The following is a 14,530-nucleotide window of genomic DNA, read 5'->3' on the forward strand; positions in this document are numbered from 1 at the left end:
ACCTTAAGCGTTCCTCTTGCCGGCCTGCCAATCCGCAAGGTCCACGGCCTCGTCCACGAGCATGACCGGAATCTCTTCGCGGATGGGATAGACCTTGCTGCAGGCATGACAGATGAGCCCGTCCTCGGGTTCGGTCAGCTCCAGTTCTTTCTTGCAGATGGGGCAGGCCAGGATATCGAGCAGTTCCTTGTTCAGTGCCATGGAGTTCCTCCGTGCGTAAATGGGAATGATATACAAAAACAGGACAGACGCGCAGCCGGGACCGTCAAAAAAGGACAACGTGCCTTGACTGGTTAGGTCCTGTAATCGGCATTGATCCTGATATATTCTTCAGTCAGGTCCGAGGCCAAAAGCTCGTATGAACCCCGTCCGGTTCCCAAAGAAATGGATACCACGATCTCATCTCTCTTCAAGACCGGTGCCAGGATGCTGTCCCAGTCGCCTTCCACAGGACGACCCTTGGAAAAAATCGTTGTATCTCCGATGGCCACTGATACCTGGTTTGGATCAAATGTTGCCCCGGAACGCCCCACAGCAGCCACAATCCGTCCCCAATTGGGGTCCTGGCCGTACAGGGCCGTCTTGACCAGGGGCGAATGGCCAACCACACGGGCCACGGTTTCGGCCTGGGGCTTGCTCTTGGCGCCAGACACCCGGATGCGCAAGACCTTGGTTCCGCCTTCGGCATCCTGGACAATGCGAAAGGCCAGTTCCCGGCACAAATCGATCAGTCCTGCGGCCAAAAGCCGTTTGTCCGACCGGGAGACCGCCTCCACATGGGACTGTCCATTGGCCAGGGCCAAAACACAGTCATTGGTGCTGGTATCCCCGTCCACGGTGACGGCGTTGAAACTCTCGTCAACAGCGGTGCGCAGGGTCTGCTGCCACCAGAGAGGATCCACCCGGGCATCACAGACGATAAACCCGAGCATGGTGGCCATGTTGGGACAGATCATGCCCGCGCCCTTGCACATGCCCAAAAGACGGACCGTACCGCCTTCCAGGGAGACGGTTGCCGTAACCAGCTTGGGAAAGGTGTCCGTGGTCATGATGGCCTTGGCCATGTCCAGAGCTGAGCTGTGCCCGACGTTGTCCACCAGGGCCTTGGCGCCACGCTCAAAGCGATCCATGGGCAGCTGATCACCGATAACCCCGGTGGATGCCACCAGGATCTCCGTGGGATCAATGCCCAGAGGGGTTCCCACCATTGTTCGGGTGGCCAGACACCGTTTTTCCCCTTCCTCTCCGGTACAGGCATTGGCCTGACCCGCATTGACCAGAATGGCCCGGGCCACGGGCGAACCTGCCAGGGTTTTTTGGGAAACTACCACAGGGGCGGCCTGAAATGCGTTGGTAGTGAACACCCCGGCCGCATGGGCCGGACAATCGCTCACAACCAGGCTCAGGTCACAGCGATTCCGGTATTTGAATCCAGCTTCCACAGCAGCAAACCGGTATCCCTTGGGCACATCAAACATGTTGTCTCTCCTTGATGAAAACAGTGTCTCCCGGACACGCGACCATCCCCTGGTCGCAAAAAACGCCCGATCATGCGAATATGACCGGGCGTTTGTACTCGCTAACCCTTCAGAGCACAAGGCGGGAAAACCATCCTGCTTACCGCCCGCAGCAATGCTTGTACTTCTTGCCGCTCCCGCAGGGACAGGGATCATTGCGCCCCACCTTGGGGGCAGAGCGACGTTTGGGCGTCTTTTTTTCCTGGGCGGATTCTTCCCCGCCGGCATACTGCAGATCCTTTTGCTCCTCGTGCTTGAACTCCTCTTCCCGAACCGTCTGCACCTGCAGCCTGGTCAGAGGCTGGAAGGTATTCTCCTTGATCCTGAAAAGCAGATCCTGGAACAGGCTGAACCCTTCGCGCTTGTATTCCTGTTTGGGATCCTTCTGACCGTATCCCCGAAGCCCGATCCCCTCCTTGAGGTGATCCATGTTCAGAAGATGTTCCTTCCAGTTGCGATCCAGGCTGTCCAGCAGAAAGAACCGCAAAATCTCGGCATACTGGTCCCCGGCATCCTTTTTCAGGTCGGCAAGCAGGGATTTGATCCCTTCCACGGCTTTTTCGCGAGGAGGCAGTTCCTTGGAATGATCGGCACGGCGCAGGTTGAAAATCTCGTCAAGCTTGCTGCGAACCATGGCCCGGATCTCGGCATCCGAGGCGTCCTTGTTACTTGGATCAACAGGGGCATACACCTCGTCCAGAACATCTTCCATGAACTCGTCGATGACCTGCTCCATGTCATCGGTGGTCATGAGGTCCCGGCGCAGGGAATAGATGACCGTACGCTGCTGGTTCATGACATCGTCATATTCCAGAAGCTGCTTGCGGATGTCGAAGTTGTGTCCCTCGACCTTGCGCTGGGCGTTTTCAATGGCCCGGGAGATCATGGCGTTTTCAATGGATTGGCCTTCTTCCATGCCCAGCTTGTCCATGAGCCCGGCAATGCGGTCCGAACCAAAAAGCCTGAGCAGATCGTCATCCAGGGCCAGGAAAAACCGGGACGATCCCGGATCGCCCTGACGGCCGCTTCGTCCACGCAGCTGATTGTCAATACGCCTGGACTCGTGCCGTTCCGTCCCCAGAATGTGCAATCCGCCCACTTCCCGGACACCCTCTCCAAGAACGATATCCGTACCACGACCGGCCATGTTGGTGGCGATGGTTACCTTGCCCTTCTGACCGGCCTCGGCCACGATCTCGGCCTCTTTTTCGTGCTGTTTGGCGTTGAGCACGGAATGGGGAATATGCAGCTTCTTGAGCTGACTGGAAATGAGCTCTGATTTTTCAATGGATGTTGTTCCCACCAGCACAGGCTGTCCCTTGCGATGCAACTTGCTGATTTCCTGGACAATGGCCGCGTACTTCTCGTCCTGGTTGCGGTAGACCGCATCAGGAAAGTCCTTGCGCTGCATGGGTTTGTTGGTGGGGACGACCATGACGTCCAGATCATAAATCTGCCGGAATTCAACCGCTTCGGTATCAGCCGTACCTGTCATACCGGCAAGTTTGTCATACATGCGAAAATAATTCTGAAAGGTGATGGAGGCCAGGGTCTGGTTCTCGGCCTCCACCTTGACGTGTTCCTTGGCCTCCAATGCCTGGTGCAACCCGTCGCTGTACCGCCGGCCCGGCATGAGACGGCCGGTGAATTCGTCCACAATGACCACCTGACCGTCCTTGACAATGTAATCCACGTCACGGGCAAACATGGCATGGGCCTTGAGCGCCTGGAGAATGTGGTGCTGCAGGGTGATGTTGGCCGGATCAAACAGGTTGTCCACCTTGAGGATCTCTTCGCACCTAGCCACACCCTCGTCCGTGAGCATGGCGGTCTTGGCCTTTTCGTCCACGGTGTAATGGGTCTCTTTCTTGAGCAGAGGGATGATCGCGTTGATGCGTCCGTACAGAGAGGTGGATTCCTCGCCGGGCCCGGAAATGATCAGCGGTGTTCTGGCCTCGTCAATGAGAATGGAGTCCACTTCGTCCACAATGGCGTAGTGCAGATCGCGCTGCACCAGCTGTTCCTTGTAGAACTTCATGTTGTCGCGAAGATAATCAAACCCGAACTCGTTGTTCGTCCCGTAGGTGATGTCTGCATTGTACGCTTCCTTACGCTGGGCATCGTCAAGGCCATGAACAATGACCCCAACGGACAGGCCGAGGAAATTGTACAGCTGGCCCATCCACTGGGCATCACGCTTGGCCAGATAGTCGTTCACCGTGACCAGATGCACGCCCTTGCCCACAAGAGCATTCAGGACAACGGGCAGGGTGGCCACCAGGGTTTTCCCCTCACCGGTCTTCATTTCCGCAATCTTTCCCTGGTGCAGGATGATTCCCCCCACCAGCTGGCAGTCAAAATGGCGCATGTTCAGCACCCGCTTGCCTGCTTCGCGCACCAGAGCATACACCTCGGGGAGGAGGTCATCCAGGGATCTGCCCTGGGCAACCTCCTCTTTCCAGGCAGCGATCCTGGCCGGAAATTCCTGATCTTCAAGACCGGTAACCGTGGACTCAAGCTGATTGATCCGTTCCACCAGGGGACGAAGCTTCCTTAAAAACCGCTCGTTTTTCGATCCAAAGACTTTTTTGACAATTCCAAACATGATAGATGTATTGTGGGTTAAATGATGAGACCGGCTCGGTCCATGCCGCAGGTGCACCCTTCACCAAAAAACCGGATGCATGTGACATGTTCGGGCACCGGGGGCCCAAGGATCAACATGAACTTGTGGCAGGGGATGCTGCCAGTCAAACCGCCAGACGTCCCCTCAAGCCGGTGCTGGCACGGGGTGTTTTATCCGGTCTTGCGAACAGGACGCCCGGATTGATGAGTTCATGTGGCCTGGCGTCTTGCCGGGAACAAGGCGTCTAAACCAAATCCCGGTTGTTTACAATCACCCATTCACGGCACTCGCGCCCGCCATCCATCCAGTGGAAAAGGCGGCCATGAGATTGAAGCCTCCGGTATCGGCCTGAATGTCCAGAACCTCTCCGGCACACAAGAGGCCAGAACAGATCTTGGATCGCATGGTCTTGGGATCGATCTCTTTGGTTGCGATACCCCCGGCCGTGACAATGGCCTCTCGCAGAGGGCGATGACCCGTGACATCCAGACGAAATTCCTTGAGCCAGTTGCGCAGTTTTTTGCGCATCCCGGACGTAATCTGATGGGCAGGCACATCCGGATCAAAACCGAGTTCATCCAGGCACACGGGAATGAGCGATGCGGGCAAAAGCCCCTTGAGCAGGGTCCTGGTCTTTTTCTTCCCAAAGGTATCCATGTCGCGCAGCAGCCGGGCATCGAGCTGCTTGTGATCCAGGGCGGGTTTGAGATCAATGGTGAGTTGCACGTCTTTACCTGCTCCCAGTCCCTGCACCATGGCGTGACTCAGGCTCAGGATGATCGGTCCTGACACCCCGAAATGGGTGAAGAGCATCTCACCAAACAGGGAATCGGTTTTTTTGCCGTCCATCCACACGGTCACCTGGACGTTTTTAAGGGCCAATCCCTGCAATCGCTTGGCCAGATCCCCGGCCGTGACCACAGGAACCAGGGCCGGCCGGATGGGCACAATGGTGTGCCCGGCCATGGCCGCAAGGCGGTATCCGTCTCCGGTGGAACCGGTTGCCGGATAGGAGGCCCCTCCGGTTGTCAGGATGGTTGCAGCGGCCCTGATCTCCTGCCCGGACTGGGTGATCACCCCGCGACAGAAGGAGTCCTCAATGAGCAGGGCCTTGACCGGCACTGAGGTTCTGATGACCCCGCCAAGGCGGGTAAAAGAGCGAGCCAGGGCGGCGATGATGTCTGCAGCCTTGTCGCTTTGGGGGAACATGCGCCCTCCCCGTTCGGTCTTCAGCCGAACCTGATTCTCCTCCAGCAGGGCGATCAGGTCCGGGGTGTAAAAACGGGAAAAGCATTGATAGAGAAATTTGCCGCTGGGGAAAAAATGGTCAATGGCCTCTTTCATGGGAGCCGTATTGCACACATTGCACCGCCCCTTGCCCGTAATGGCCAGCTTGCGCCCGACCCGATCCTTTTTCTCGAGAATGGTGACCGGATGTCCCTGACGGGCCGCGGCAATCCCGGCCATGAGCCCGGCGGCCCCGCCGCCGATAATGATAATGGATGGTGTCATGAAGTGTGGTGGTTGGAACAATAAAATGGTTCAGAAGACCGTGCGCACAAAGCAGTGGACAGCAAAAGAGCCCTCAAACCTTATGACCGGCCGTGGTTGTGCCCTGGAGACGCGTACTCTCCCTTGTGCCAGGATGCCTCACCCTCTGCTGGCCAGTTCACGGGCCGTGTCCCGCTTGACCGCGCGTTCCTTGAGATCCTGTCTGCGATCGTGGAGCTTCTTGCCCCGGCCCAGGGCGAGTTCCAGTTTGATCCGTCCGTTCTTGAAATAGATTTTCGTCGGCACTACGGTCAGCCCTTTTTGCTCCACCTTTTTCATCAACCCCTCTATTTCCCGCTTGTGCAAAAGAAGCTTGCGCGGCCGATCCGGGCGATGCTGGGCGTATCCCGCATTTTCATACTCGGCAATGTGCACGCCCACAAGAAAGGCCTCCCCGTGTTCGAATTGCACGTACCCGTCCATGAAGCTGATCCGTCCCTCGCGCAGGGATTTGACCTCGGAACCGGTCAAGACCATGCCGGCTTCAACAAATTCCACCAGCTCGTAGAGATGACGGGCCTTCCTGTTCTGTCCGATGATTTTTATCTTGCCTGATTGTTTTGTCATGAATTTGCATGCGTGCCCTGGGCACTGCCTCCCGAATACTACGCACTTGCTTTGCTATCTGTTCCCATCCAGCAACGAGGTGTAAAACATGAGCTCGTCGGGGAACCGTCGAAAAATCATCTCCCTGACCAGGACATTGCTTCCGGCCACGGAATCGCTTTCCAGCACTTCCTTTAAGAGATACTTGCAGTCTTCCATGGTCACCTGGCGAATGATCCGCTTGATCCCGGGAATGGCCTGTGGCGTCAGGCTGATGCTGTCCACCTGCATGCCCATGAGAATGGGCACGCAAAAGGGGTCGGCCGCCATCTCACCGCACACGCTGACCTCGATCCCGGCCTGATGGGCGGCATCAATGACCGACTTGATACTTTTGACCACGGCCGGGTGCAGGGGCTGGTACAGATAGTCCACATGTTTGTTGGTGCGGTCAATGCCCAGACAATACTGGATGAGATCGTTGGTTCCGATGGAAAAGAAATCCACTTCCTCGGCCAGGGAATCGGCCACTGTCACGGCTGCAGGCACCTCGACCATGATCCCCAGGGGAATGTCGGGGTTGTAGGCAACCCCTTCCTTGCGCAGCTCCTCCTTGACCTGGAAGTAAAAGGACTTGACTTCCTTGAGCTCCTGAAGCCCGGTGATCATGGGAAACATGATGGACACATTGCCCGCAATTCCGGCACGAAGAATGGCCCGAAGCTGGGTTCTGAAAATTTCCTTGTGGGACATGCAAAAGCGCACCGCCCGAAGCCCCATGGCCGGATTGGCCTCCTCCAGGGAACCAAAAAAGGAGATCTTGTCCGCACCCAGATCCAGCGTGCGAATAACCACCTTGGACGGGGCCACCAATGCGGCCAGATCGCTGTAAATTTCGGTCAGCTCTTTTTCATCGGGAAAGGAGGGCCGATTCATGTAATTGTACTCGGTCCTGTACAGCCCGATTCCTTCCCCCCCATTGTCCAGGACCGAGGTGACTTCTTCAAAAAGCTCGATATTGGCATGAACGTTGACCCGGTATCCGTCCCGTGTTTCCCCGGGAAGATGGCAGACACGGGAAAGACTGCGCTGATACTCCTCGAACCGGTATTGGAGATCCGTGTACTTGCCCAGTTCGTCTTCGGTGGGCTGGATAAGGATGCGCCCGTTGAATCCGTCAAGGATGACGATCTGATCGTCCTCAATGATGCCTTCCAGTTCCTCCACACCCACGACCGCCGGAATCTGCAGGGACCTGGCCAGAATCCCGGCATGGGACGTCTTGCCCCCCATGGCCGTGGCAAAGGCCATGATCTTGTTCACTTCCAGCTCAATGGTATCGGCTGCCGTCAGGTCATGGGCCATGAGAATGACCCTGTGGCTCACCCCGGTCATCTCCTGGTCCTGCCCGGCCAACTGATTCATGACCCGCTGGGAAACCAGCCTGACATCCTGCATGCGCGCCCGAATGTACTCGTCGTCAATGGCGCTGAACATCTTTTCAACATCGGCCACGGCCTTTTCAAGGGCCCATTCCGCATTGATCCGCAGGTCGGCAATGTAGTTCATGGCGCTTTGGCTGAGCTTGCGGTCCTTTAGAATCATCAAATATGAATCAATGAGGGCGCCATGTTCCTGAAGCTCACGGGGAACATTGATGCGGATCCTCTCGAGCTCTTCAAACGCAAGACCAATGGCGGTTTGCAGCCGTGCCTGTTCCTGGGCAACAAGTTCTTCCCTGATAGTCTGGCGGGGGGCCTGGGACATCCTGTTCTTGTTCAGGAAAAAAGCCCTGCCTATGGCAATTCCCGAAGATACGGGTATGCCGGTCAGTACGCGTTTTGCCATCAGCGATCCTCTCCGAAACGGTCCTCGAAAAGACGAACAATGTGGGTCACGGCCTCGCGGGCATCATGCCCCCGGGCCTTGATGCACAAATCCGTGCCCCTGGGAGCGGCCAGGCTCAAAATATCCAGAATGGATTTGGCATCGATTTCCCGATCGTCCAGGGCAATCTTCACGGCGGCAGCGTATTTCTGGGCGGCCTGGGCTATCTGGGCTGCAGGTCGGGCATGAATCCCGAGTTCATTGCGCACACTTATGATTTGTTCCTGAACAACAGCATCACACACGTAACCACTCCGAATATCTTCTTCCACCGCCAGCACCAAGTGCAGCGCATGATTGCATGCCATACGGTGTTTTTTTACAATCGGGTTCAACGACCTGTCAGTACGGCCACTGGTTTGTACCCGGCATGACGTTGATGGGCCTTCCGGGTTCCCGGACCGCGTCCAAAGCAAGCTCCCCCCTATGGCGTTGCCATAAACAGGCTTACCACGGCAATGGCATGTCCTCCAGGTACGGGACGAGAACGGGCACGGCCCAAAGCAGAGCCGCCAGGGCGATCATGATGGCGTCACGGGCCCGATAAAACAGAGTGGCCAGACAGGCCACCAGCAACACCATGCCTGTTCCGGTCATCCAGGAAACCGGGGTCATTCTTCCTGGCCAGACAACGATCCAGAAAACAAAAAGGAGCAGGACATTCAGGGCCTTGATCCGACCAGACCAGTCAATCAGATTCCATGACCTGAGCCGGGTCAGAAAGGCTATCCCCTCACTGACCCCCTTCCAGAAGGTATAGAGCTTGAATGCCTCAAGGATCCCCATCCACAAAAGGGCCCAGCCAAGGGCCAACCAGGGCAAGCCGGCCGCAAGCAGGATCATGGTCGACAAGGACCAGAGCACATAGATGCTTCCTCCAAACAGGGAATCGCCCACGGCCGACAGGGTAAAGGCGATGGTGCCCTTCATCTGGGAAAGGGCCTTGGGAGGAAGCAGGCCTTTATGGATCTTTTGCTCGATGTAGAAAAACAGGCCAACCAGCAGGGGGGTCCAGCAGGGATGGGTGTTGTAGACCTTGAGATATCTTTTTCTGGCTTTTTGCAGGTCATCGGCCGAGGCATACAGAAAGCGCAGACCCGGGTCCATGGCATAGGAAAGGCCGATATTCTGCATCCCCCGGGTGTTGATACACCCGCCGACCAGATAGGTGCGCAGAAACATGCGCACGAATACGCTGGCTTCCCTACAGGCCATGATCACTCCGGTCCGGGCCATGAGACCCGGCATCCGATGTTGTCCGGCCATGCACCACCTGCTGCATGGCATACACATCCTTGGCCGACCAGCCACTGACCCGGGCTGCTACCCGTTTGGCCACGGCGCGCGGTTTCCCGCCCTGGGCAAGTTCCTCGCGCAGGATATCACGAACACGGGATTCGTCGGATCGCGTCCGGGATACATCGGCAGGGCCGATGACCACGGTACACTCGCCCCTGATATCCATGGTCGCCAAACGCTCAAGATCCTGATCATTGTCCAAGGATCCCGTGATGCACTCCTCGTGGGTTTTGGTCAACTCCCTGGCCACGCAGTACAACCGCCCGCCCAGGACCTCACGGGCCACTCCCAGAGACACAGCAAGCCGATTCTTGCGCTCAAAAAAAACAAGGGTTGTTTGAACGTCGGCAAACGGAGTCAGGGTTGCACGGATATCGTTTGGCTTGCGGGGTAGGAACCCCAGAAAGGTAAACGGCGTCGAGGGCAAACCGCAGGTCATGAGCGCGGCAATGGGTGCACAGGGTCCAGGCACCGGAGAAACAGGAAATCCGGCCTGTCTGCAGGCCCTGACGATGACGTATCCCGGGTCGGCAATAAGGGGGGTGCCCGCATCGGATATCAGGGCCACATCCCTACCCTGGGCCAGGGTTTCCAGAACCAGGGGGATACGCGAGTTTTCATTGTGATCAAACGAACTGACCATGCGTCCATGGTCAATGCCCAGGCGCTGGCACAGCAACCCGGCACGCCTTGTATCCTCGGCAAGGATGAGTCCTGCCGATTCCAATGTTTTGACCGCCCTCGGGGACATGTCACCAGGGTTGCCAAGGGGTGTGGCCACCACCCATAATTTCGCTTGCGTCAATGACATTTTTCTCGTGTTCCACCTCCACATGGTCCGGATGCATGCGGAGTCCGACCAGATCGAACCGGGACGGCGTCTCCCACATGGCCTTTGCGCTCAAATAGGCACAGGCAGCCCTGACCAGCCGGGTCTTCTTGCGAACATCCACGGCTTCGCCCGGCTCACCCAACGAGCCGGATCCGCGGGATTTGACCTCAACAAAAACCAGTTCTCCGCCGCGAGAGCAGATAATATCGATTTCTCCCTGCCTGGTTCGCCAATTGCGCTCAAGAATGCAATACCCATGTTCAACCAGATAGCTGCAGGCGACATCCTCTCCATACCGTCCTACTTCTCCAGCCCCGGAAGACATAATGCTTTCTCCTTGGAACAAGATCGCGGTGCGACCCCCCGAAAGGTCGTCCTGTGCATGGGACAAGGCCCCTTTCCCGCCAGAAGGGCCTGGTGAGCCCTGGTGCCGTACCCCTTGTGCTCGGCAAACCCATATCCGGGATACCGGCGATCCAGATGGACCATGAGCCGGTCCCTGAAGGTCTTGGCCAGGACCGAGGCAGCAGAAATGCAGGGCACCTTGGCATCGCCGCCGATAACAGATTCCTGGGGGAGAGAAAAGGGGATTTTCTGGTTCCCGTCAACCAGAACATAGGCAGGCACGGTCCGCAGGGTACACACGGCCCGACGCATGGCAACAAGGGAGGCACGCAGGATGTTGATGGATTCGATTTCCCTGGGCCAGGACAATCCCAGGGACCAGGCAACAGCCTGATCCCTGATGAGAGGTTCAAGACGCTGTCGCCCGGCAAGGGTGAGCTGCTTGGAGTCCGTCAATCCGGGGAGATCGTAGTCAGCAGGAAGAATCACGGCCGCAGCCACAACCGGACCGGCAAGGCATCCCCGACCGGCCTCGTCCACCCCGGCCACCTGCTCAGGAGGCGGGATTGTCGGGCTGACAAAAAGATTCATGGGAAAGAATTGGAGTTATGAACAGGAACGGGTCAGATACTGATCCGTGATCTGCATGGGCTTGATTGTTCCTCGACCCCATTGGCGATATCATATCGGGCAACGATCCCGGACCCGGCCGAAAAGTACGCCTGTTGCCCCCGTCCATGGTGCATGTCGGCTTTTGGAAAGCGGACTGCGCACTCCAGCCTTCTGTTGTGCAGGAGCAAAAAAAAGGGCCTGGAGGCAACCCCCAGACCCGATCCGGTAATGCTAGTTCCAGCTGTTCTTGCTCTTGATCCGGGCGGCTTTTCCCTTGAGCTTGCGCAGGTAGTAGATCCGTCCCTGACGAACCTTGCCCTCGCTCACCACCTCAATGCGGTCGATGGCCGGCGAGTGCAGGGGGAAAACCCTTTCAACACCCACGCCGTCGGAAATTTTGCGAACCACAAAGCTGGCATTGGTCTTGCCACGGTTGAGCCGCAGAACTGTTCCCTGGAAAACCTGGGTCCGTTCCTTTTCCCCCTCAATGATGCGCACGTGAACCCGAACCGTGTCGCCGGCCTTGAAGGCGGGCACGTCATAGCGCATGTGTTCTCTTTCAATCGCTCTGATTCTATCCATAATGATGTTCTCCTTGATGCCTTCATTGCCAAAGGGACCCGTGTATCCTGTGCAAAGAGGTCTCCGGCAACGAGCGGAATCCGCAGAAAGTATGTGTTACCCGTACCCAAAAGGGCACGTCAATGCCGACAAACAGCAGTCATTCAGTACACATCGCCCAAAAGCCGATCAATCATGATCGACGCGGCCGAGCGTACCGAGAGATGATTGTACTTCGATAAAAATCGAACCGGCCGAGTCAGCCCGTCAGCCTTGTCAATAACCGAATCAGCCAGTCCCGAACCTGTTCCCAGGACCAGAAGAACCGGCCGCTTGTCCAGAACCGGTTGCAAATCCGCAAGGGGCATGCTCCCCTCGCGGGCGCTGGTGGCCGCCACAAACGGGATCTCTCCGGTCAATTCCCGAACATGATCAATGGCACCGTCCAGATCGTCGCGCACCGTGACCTTGTTCAAGGCCTCTTTCCTGTCGGGATTGAAGCCTGCGCCCCCGCCCCGGGACCAGTGATTAATGATCCTGCCCGCCAGGACCCGCTGATCTTGAAGGGGGGTACACACGATATATCCTCCCAGACCATAGGTCGCGGAAACGCGCGCTATATCGTGAACATCCAGGTTTGTCAAAGAGGTTGTGACCTCCTTGCCCTCCTTGTTCAAAGCCGGATAATGCACAAGGGCCACATACAGATTTCTCCCTCGCAACACCCGTGGCTGATTCCGCAAAAAAGCGACATCGTCCCTGCTCAGGGGAGCCGTGCTCAGCATTTCCGGCCTGAAGGCAAGGGTCGCCTCAAGGGAGCGCCTTCTTCGCCAGGCCGCAATTTTGCCGTGATCCCCGGACCGGAGAATCTCCGGAACCTTCAGCCCGGCATACTCCTCTGGCCGGGTATAATGGGGATATTCAAGCAGCCCTGAAGTAAAACTTTCCTCGTCCACGGACTCGTCATGCTGCATGAATCCGGGAAGCAGTCGGGCAACGGCCTCCAGCAGACACATGGCCGCGGATTCCCCGCCATTGAGTACGAAATCACCCAGGGAAACCGGTTCCAAGGGATGCAATTGCTCAATCCGTGCGTCAATCCCTTCATACCGCCCGCACACCAATGTCAGCTCGGGTTCCCTGGCCAGCTCACGGGCAAAATCCTGGGTCAGGGGTCTGCCCTTGGGTGAAAGCATGAGGGTCCGCGGCTGGCCGGGAATACTTCTGAGGGTCCGAAGGAGGGGATCAACCATCATGACCATGCCCGGCCCGCCCCCATAAACCCGGTCATCCGTATTGTGATGCTTGTCCTGGGAAAAGTCCCTGGGCGAGATCACGTTCACCGATACAAGACCCTTGGCAATATTTCGTGAAACAAGGCCACAGGACAGAGGCGAGGAAAAGTACTGGGGAAAGATGGAAATGATGTTGAACTTCATAAATAGATGTCCAAAAGGCCCGGGGGAGGATCGATGACAATGCGGTTGGCCTGCACGTCAACGGAGCGCACAAACTCGTTTTCGGCCGGAAAGAGCACTTCCCGTCCGCCATCCGTGACAATGGACCAGACTTCACGACCCGAACAGCTTTGCACCCCATCCAGACGACCGAGCAAATCCCCGGAACCGAGAAAGACCTCGCATCCCACCAGCTGATGACAGAAATACTCGCCTTCTTCCAATGGCGGCAGATCCCGGGCACGCATCAGAATATCAGCGCCGGTCCACCTTGCGGCCTCGTCCCTCATTCCGTTGAACCGGTCCAGTCTGAGAATGATCCGTCTGCCGTGAGGCTGCCATGCCGTAACGGCAAAGGGCTTGGGCTTGTGCCCGGGTTGCTGCAGATAGATGCGGGCAACACGGTCCAAGAGAAAAGGGGAGTCTGCATAGATGTCTATGCACAGCTCCCCCTTGAGACCGTGAGGTCTGAGCACTTTGCCGATATGGACCAGGGTGATCTTATCCATGGTTGCCATGGGACAGGTTGCCCTGCTGCCGATAAAGGCGGGTGCATCCCTGTTCCCGTCCATCCGGAAACATTATTCCAGAATTTCGAGGACAGCCCTCTTGTTGGACTTTGTGGATGCCGCCCCCAATATGGTGCGCATGGCCCTAGCCGTACGTCCCTGCTTGCCGATCACCTTGCCCAGATCTTCCTTGGCCACCTTGAGTTCGAGCACTGACGTCTGCTCGCCTTCCACCTCGGAGACCACGACCTGGTCGGGATAATCAACCAGCGACTTTGCAATGTACTCGATAAGTCCCTTCAACATAACCACCTCCGCCGCAAGCTCACGTTGTACCGGTCCGGTTCACATCCAGCCCATGCTCTGCATTGCACGCAATGATCATCCTGGCTAAAAAAGACCGCATTCCGGGAAACGGTCATCCTGTATATATAGCGCGAAAAAAGAACAAAGAGCAAGAGGCTGCAAGGGATCTCCATGGTCAGACCTGAAAATCCCCTTGAAAACCAGCGATAGCCTGGAGGTTACTAGCCGTTTTTCTGCAGCAGGGACTTGACCGTGTTAGACGGCTTGGCACCCTGTTCCAGCCAGTAGGTAATCCGCTCGTTGTCCAGCTTGACCTCGGGGGGTTCGGTCATGGGATTGTAGTATCCCAGAAATTCCAGGGGGCGACCGTCCCTGCGGGTTCTGCTGTCAAGGGCGACGATCCTGTAAAAGGGTTTCTTCTTGGAGCCCATGCGGGTCAAACGGATTTTAACTGCCATGATGGTGTATCCTCTTCATGAATG

Annotated in this window: 16 protein-coding genes; all 16 read right to left on the reverse strand. The window is 57.0% G+C overall.

What is annotated here, in order from left to right:
- Window positions 1-3: 3 nt before the first annotated feature.
- The gene (locus DPF_RS13455; protein WP_069860237.1) at window positions 4-201 is read right to left on the reverse strand and encodes a Trm112 family protein; all 198 of its coding nucleotides are present in this window, start codon (window positions 199-201) and stop codon (window positions 4-6) included.
- 92 nt (window positions 202-293) lie between these two features.
- Window positions 294-1,478, reverse strand: a complete 1,185-nt coding sequence (argJ, locus tag DPF_RS13460) for a bifunctional glutamate N-acetyltransferase/amino-acid acetyltransferase ArgJ (RefSeq protein WP_069860214.1) — start codon at window positions 1,476-1,478, stop codon at window positions 294-296.
- Between the two features lie 139 nt (window positions 1,479-1,617).
- On the reverse strand, window positions 1,618-4,122 hold the full coding sequence (secA, locus tag DPF_RS13465) for a preprotein translocase subunit SecA (RefSeq protein WP_069860215.1): 2,505 nt from the start codon (window positions 4,120-4,122) through the stop codon (window positions 1,618-1,620).
- A gap of 291 nt (window positions 4,123-4,413) precedes the next feature.
- Window positions 4,414-5,655 carry a BaiN/RdsA family NAD(P)/FAD-dependent oxidoreductase gene (locus DPF_RS13470; protein WP_069860216.1) on the reverse strand — a complete coding sequence of 414 codons (1,242 nt, stop codon included), beginning with the start codon at window positions 5,653-5,655 and terminating at the stop codon, window positions 4,414-4,416.
- Between the two features lie 138 nt (window positions 5,656-5,793).
- A complete protein-coding gene (smpB, locus tag DPF_RS13475; RefSeq protein WP_069860217.1) occupies window positions 5,794-6,261 on the reverse strand; it encodes an SsrA-binding protein SmpB in 468 nt (155 codons plus the stop codon).
- Window positions 6,262-6,315: 54 nt separating this feature from the next.
- Window positions 6,316-8,088: a phosphoenolpyruvate--protein phosphotransferase gene (ptsP, locus tag DPF_RS13480; RefSeq protein ID WP_069860218.1), complete on the reverse strand. Its 1,773-nt coding sequence runs from the start codon at window positions 8,086-8,088 to the stop codon at window positions 6,316-6,318.
- A complete protein-coding gene (locus DPF_RS13485; protein WP_083254740.1) occupies window positions 8,088-8,435 on the reverse strand; it encodes an HPr family phosphocarrier protein in 348 nt (115 codons plus the stop codon). Before DPF_RS13485 ends, ptsP begins: the two co-directional genes overlap by 1 nt.
- 139 nt (window positions 8,436-8,574) lie before the next feature.
- Complete coding sequence (locus tag DPF_RS13490) at window positions 8,575-9,393, reverse strand: PTS system mannose/fructose/sorbose family transporter subunit IID (RefSeq protein ID WP_176724282.1); 819 nt, start codon at window positions 9,391-9,393, stop codon at window positions 8,575-8,577.
- Window positions 9,332-10,237: a 16S rRNA (cytidine(1402)-2'-O)-methyltransferase gene (gene rsmI, locus DPF_RS13495; RefSeq protein ID WP_069860219.1), complete on the reverse strand. Its 906-nt coding sequence runs from the start codon at window positions 10,235-10,237 to the stop codon at window positions 9,332-9,334. Before rsmI ends, DPF_RS13490 begins: the two co-directional genes overlap by 62 nt.
- On the reverse strand, window positions 10,179-10,583 hold the full coding sequence (locus tag DPF_RS13500) for a YraN family protein (RefSeq protein WP_069860220.1): 405 nt from the start codon (window positions 10,581-10,583) through the stop codon (window positions 10,179-10,181). Before DPF_RS13500 ends, rsmI begins: the two co-directional genes overlap by 59 nt.
- A complete protein-coding gene (rnhB, locus tag DPF_RS13505; RefSeq protein ID WP_069860221.1) occupies window positions 10,559-11,194 on the reverse strand; it encodes a ribonuclease HII in 636 nt (211 codons plus the stop codon). The genes DPF_RS13500 and rnhB overlap by 25 nt, the downstream gene beginning before the upstream one ends.
- Window positions 11,195-11,446: 252 nt before the next feature.
- Window positions 11,447-11,797 (reverse strand): 50S ribosomal protein L19, encoded by a 351-nt coding sequence (rplS, locus tag DPF_RS13510; protein WP_069860222.1) that lies wholly within the window; start codon window positions 11,795-11,797, stop codon window positions 11,447-11,449.
- A 143-nt stretch (window positions 11,798-11,940) separates the two neighbouring features.
- Window positions 11,941-13,215 (reverse strand): tRNA (guanosine(37)-N1)-methyltransferase TrmD, encoded by a 1,275-nt coding sequence (gene trmD / locus DPF_RS13515; protein WP_069860223.1) that lies wholly within the window; start codon window positions 13,213-13,215, stop codon window positions 11,941-11,943.
- Complete coding sequence (rimM, locus tag DPF_RS13520; RefSeq protein ID WP_069860240.1) at window positions 13,212-13,751, reverse strand: ribosome maturation factor RimM; 540 nt, start codon at window positions 13,749-13,751, stop codon at window positions 13,212-13,214. Before rimM ends, trmD begins: the two co-directional genes overlap by 4 nt.
- Window positions 13,752-13,814: 63 nt before the next feature.
- Window positions 13,815-14,048 (reverse strand): KH domain-containing protein, encoded by a 234-nt coding sequence (locus tag DPF_RS13525; RefSeq protein ID WP_069860224.1) that lies wholly within the window; start codon window positions 14,046-14,048, stop codon window positions 13,815-13,817.
- Between the two features lie 221 nt (window positions 14,049-14,269).
- A complete protein-coding gene (gene rpsP / locus DPF_RS13530) occupies window positions 14,270-14,506 on the reverse strand; it encodes a 30S ribosomal protein S16 (protein WP_069860225.1) in 237 nt (78 codons plus the stop codon).
- Between the last annotated feature and the right edge of the window lie 24 nt (window positions 14,507-14,530).

Source organism: Desulfoplanes formicivorans, assembly GCF_001748225.1.
In the GTDB taxonomy this organism is placed as follows: domain Bacteria; phylum Desulfobacterota; class Desulfovibrionia; order Desulfovibrionales; family Desulfomicrobiaceae; genus Desulfoplanes; species Desulfoplanes formicivorans.